4 protein-coding genes are annotated in these 3,682 nt (G+C 76.1%); 2 read left to right on the top strand and 2 right to left on the bottom strand.

The genetic code is table 11. The features are described from left to right. Positions 1-218 precede the first annotated feature (218 nt). The gene (locus tag HLB09_RS14450) at positions 219-968 is read left to right on the top strand and encodes an HAD family hydrolase (RefSeq protein ID WP_171204036.1); all 750 of its coding nucleotides are present in this window, start codon (positions 219-221) and stop codon (positions 966-968) included. A gap of 95 nt (positions 969-1,063) precedes the next feature. Here the strand turns inward: HLB09_RS14450 and HLB09_RS14445 are convergent, their stop codons facing one another. Both HLB09_RS14445 and HLB09_RS14440 read right to left on the bottom strand, forming a co-directional pair. Next, positions 1,064-1,480, bottom strand: coding sequence for a MerR family transcriptional regulator (locus tag HLB09_RS14445; protein ID WP_171204035.1), 417 nt, complete (start codon positions 1,478-1,480; stop codon positions 1,064-1,066). 2 nt (positions 1,481-1,482) lie between these two features. After that, on the bottom strand, positions 1,483-3,141 hold the full coding sequence (locus HLB09_RS14440) for a SulP family inorganic anion transporter (RefSeq protein WP_171204034.1): 1,659 nt from the start codon (positions 3,139-3,141) through the stop codon (positions 1,483-1,485). Between the two features lie 227 nt (positions 3,142-3,368). Here HLB09_RS14440 and HLB09_RS14435 point away from each other — a divergent pair, with 227 nt between their 5' ends. After that, positions 3,369-3,671 carry a hypothetical protein gene (locus HLB09_RS14435; RefSeq protein ID WP_171204033.1) on the top strand — a complete coding sequence of 101 codons (303 nt, stop codon included), beginning with the start codon at positions 3,369-3,371 and terminating at the stop codon, positions 3,669-3,671. The last annotated feature ends 11 nt before the right edge of the window (positions 3,672-3,682 follow it).

Here is a 3,682-nt window from a genome sequence, read left to right as displayed (position 1 = left end):
GGCGCAGCCGCGGGTGCTGCGGGCGGACCGCCGCGGCGCCCGGACGACGAGCACCCCGGCGGAGGGGACGTCCGAAGGTAGGCGGCGCCGTCGTCGCCCGCGACCGCTGCCGACGGGTGGCGCGGGCGCGGCGACCGTACGGTCGACGGACGGCGCCCGCCCGGGTCGCGGCGCGCGCGCCGACCCGCCGGGCGCACCCGCCGCCTGGAGGTAGCCCCGTGCCCAGCTCGCCCGACCGACCCGCCGACGACTCCCCGCGCGCCGGCGTCCTGCTCGACGTCGACGGCACCCTGCTCGACACCAACTACCTGCACGTCCTGGCGTGGTGGCAGGCCTTCCGCGACAACGGGGTCGACGACGTCGACATGGCGACGGTCCACCGCGCGATCGGCATCGCCAGCGAGGAGCTGGTGCAGCGCGTCCTCGGCCGCGGCGGGCTCGACCAGCCGCCGGGAGGCGGCGGCGGCGCGGTGGACGACGACCTCGTGCAGCGCGTCAGCGAGGCGCACTCCGAGCGCTACGACGCCCTGCGGGACCAGGCGCGGGCCTTCCCGCGCACGGCGGAGCTCCTCGGCGCGCTCGCCGACCGCGGCCTGGCCGTCGTCCTGGCCACCAGCGGCGGCGCCGGCGACCTCGAGTGGATGCTGCCGGCCATCGGCGCGCAGGACGCCCTCACCGGCACCACGACTTCCGGTGACGTCGAGGCCGCCAAGCCGGCGCCGGACCTGCTGTCGGTGGCCGTCGAGCAGCACGGCATGGACGCCGAGCGCACCGTGGTGCTCGGCGACACCGTGTGGGACGTGGAGTCGGCGAAGGCGGCGGGCATGGCGTGCATCGCGCTGACCTGCGGCGGCATCTCCCGCGAGGAGCTCGAGGCGGCCGGCGCCGTCGCGGTCTACCGCGACCCCGCGGACCTGCTCGAGCACCTCGACGGCTCGCCCGTCGGGGAGCTGCTCCGCACGCGCTGAGCCGAGACCGACGGACCGCGGCCTCTCGAGGCGGGTGAGCCGCCGTCCGTCGGCCTCGCCGACGGGCGTCCGTCGTCCGACGGGTCCCGGCCGCGTCAGCGCGCGCGCAGCCGCTCGAGCAGCTCGTCGGCCATGGCCACGCGCTCGACCATGCGCCGCCGGGCGTCCTCGGCCAGGGCGGTGAAGCCGGCGAGCCGCTCCCGCAGCGCCGCCTCCTGCGCCCCGGTGGCCGAGGGCAGCGCGTCCACCACCTCGAGCAGCTCGCGCATCTGCTCGAGGGAGAAGCCCAGCGGCTTCATCCGGCGGATGACGAGGAGGCGGTCGACGTCGCCGGCGGTGTAGAGCCGGAAGCCGCCCTCGCTGCGCGCCGAGGGCCGCAGGAGGTCGACCTCGTCGTAGTGGCGCAGGGTGTGCAGCGAGAGGCCGGTGATCTCGGCGACGCGCCCGATCTGCAGCGGACGCGCGCCCTCGTCCCCGTCGGCCCCGGCCTCGGCACCAGCAGCACCGGCCACCGTCAGTGCCCTCCGCCGAGGTGGCCGGCGAGGCGGTCGCGGCGGCGGGCCGAGTGCTCGTCGAGCCCGGTGATGCGCACCGTCTTGCCGCGGGCCGCGTACTTGGTCTCGATGGCGTCGAGCGTCGCCACGGTCGAGGCGTCCCAGACGTTGGCGCCCGACAGGTCGATGACGACGTCGTGCGGGTCGCCGACGTAGTCGAACTGGTGCACGAGGTCGTTGCTGGAGGCGAAGAAGAGCTGGCCGGTGACGGCGTACACGCGGGTGCCCTCGTCCGGCTGGGCGACCTCGACGACCTCGGTGAGGTGGGCGACGCGGCGCGCGAAGAGCGTCATGGCCACGAGCACGCCGACGACGACGCCGTAGGCGAGGTTGTGCGTGGCCACGGTGACGGCGACGGTCGAGAGCATCACGGCGGTCTCCGACAGCGGCATCCGGCGCAGCGTGGCGGGACGGACGCTGTGCCAGTCGAAGGTGCCCACCGAGACCATGACCATGACGGCGACGAGCGCGGCCATGGGGATCACCGCGACGACGTCGCCCAGGACGACGACGAGCAGCAGGAGGAAGACCCCGGCGAGGAACGTCGAGATGCGCGTGCGGGCCCCGGAGGACTTCACGTTGATCATCGTCTGACCGATCATCGCGCAGCCGCCGAGGCCGCCGAAGAAGCCGGTGACGATGTTCGCGCCGCCCTGGCCCCAGGCCTCGCGGGTCTTCGAGGAGCCGGTGTCGGTGACGTCGTCGACGAGCTTCGCCGTCATGAGCGACTCGAGCAGCCCGACGACGGCCACGCCCAGCGCGTACGGGGCGACGAGCTGCAGCGTCTCCCAGGAGAGGGGGACGTCCGGGAGGAGCAGCGACGGCAGGTCCTGGGGCAGCTCGCCCTGGTCGCCGACGTCCGGCACGGTCACGGACGCGAGGACGACGAAGCCGGTGAGCGCGACGATGGCGACGAGGGGCGACGGCACCGCGGTGGTCAGCCGCGGCAGCAGCACGATGACGGCGATGCCCACGGCCACGAGCGGGTAGACGGCCCACGGCACGTCGACGAGCTGGGGCACCTGCGACATGAAGATGAGGATCGCCAGGGCGTTGACGAAGCCGACCATGACGCTGCGCGGGATGAAGCGCATGAGGCGCGCGACGCCGAGCACGCCGAGGACCACCTGCACGACGCCGCCGAGGATGACCGCGGCGAAGAGGTACTGCACGCCCTGCTCGCGCACGAGCGGCGCGACGACGAGCGCCGTCGCCCCGGTAGCCGCCGAGATCATCGCCGGCCGGCCGCCGAGGAAGGAGATCGTCACGGCCATCGTGAAGGACGCGAAGAGCCCGAGGCGGGGGTCGACGCCCGCGATGATCGAGAAGGCGATGGCCTCGGGGATGAGCGCCAGGGCCACGACGAGGCCGGCGAGGACCTCGATGCGCAGGCGGCGCGGGTCCTTCAGGGCCTCCAGGACGGAGATGCCGCCGTGCGGCCGCGCCGGGGCGGACACGCGGCGACGCGCGCCCGAGGACTCGGCGGGGCTCTCCGCGGGGCCGGGCGGCACGGTGCCGACGGTCGCGCCGTCGGCCGTCGTGGCGTCGGCGAGGGCGTGGCGGGCGCCGCTGTCGGGGCCGCCCCGGTGGTCGTCGGGCGGTGTGGTGGGCGTGCTCATGCATCTCCGTCCCGGGCGCGGCGCCGCTCGCGCGGGCGCGCCCGCTCGTCGCGTGCTGGCGGGGTGGGCGCGTCGTCGCGCGGGTGAGGTCGGCGTGGCGGCCGTCCGCGACCGCACGCTCGTGCGCGGCAGGACGTCCGGGGGACGGCGGCCGGGCCGGTGCTCCCGCTCGGGCGCACCGGGTCGCCGGCCGGCGGCTCGGCGGGAACTCTACAGGTACCCGAGGGTTGCCCCGTGACGTCGCCTCCGACGGCGGCACCGCGGGGGTGCCGGGCGACCTCGGTGGGCCCGGCGTCCGGGGGTGGTGGCGGCGCGAGCGGGTGACGCCCGCGGGCCCGGTGCGCCGCAGGTCGTCCCCGGCCGACGGGGACGGGGTGGCGGACCGCTCGAGCACCAGCGCCGGGCACAGCCCTGCCCGCTGGTGGCACCGCCACGCCCCGGGCTGGCGCGAGATCCAGCCCGGGTGGCAGCGGCGCGCCGCGGCGGCCCTGCTCGTCGCCGTGCTGGGCGGCGCCTCGGTCACCACGTGAGGCTCACAGGT

The organism is Pseudokineococcus marinus (genome assembly GCF_013004605.1).
Lineage (GTDB): Bacteria > Actinomycetota > Actinomycetes > Actinomycetales > Quadrisphaeraceae > Pseudokineococcus > Pseudokineococcus marinus.
The sequence above is the reverse complement of the archived record's forward strand: the minus strand, read 5'-3'. Positions and strand labels throughout refer to the sequence as shown.

What these genes read in the sequence shown, in the direction of transcription:
- HLB09_RS14440 (WP_171204034.1), bottom strand. Translation starts at nt 3,141, where the DNA reads ATGAGCACGCCCACCACACCGCCCGACGACCACCGGGGCGGCCCCGAC.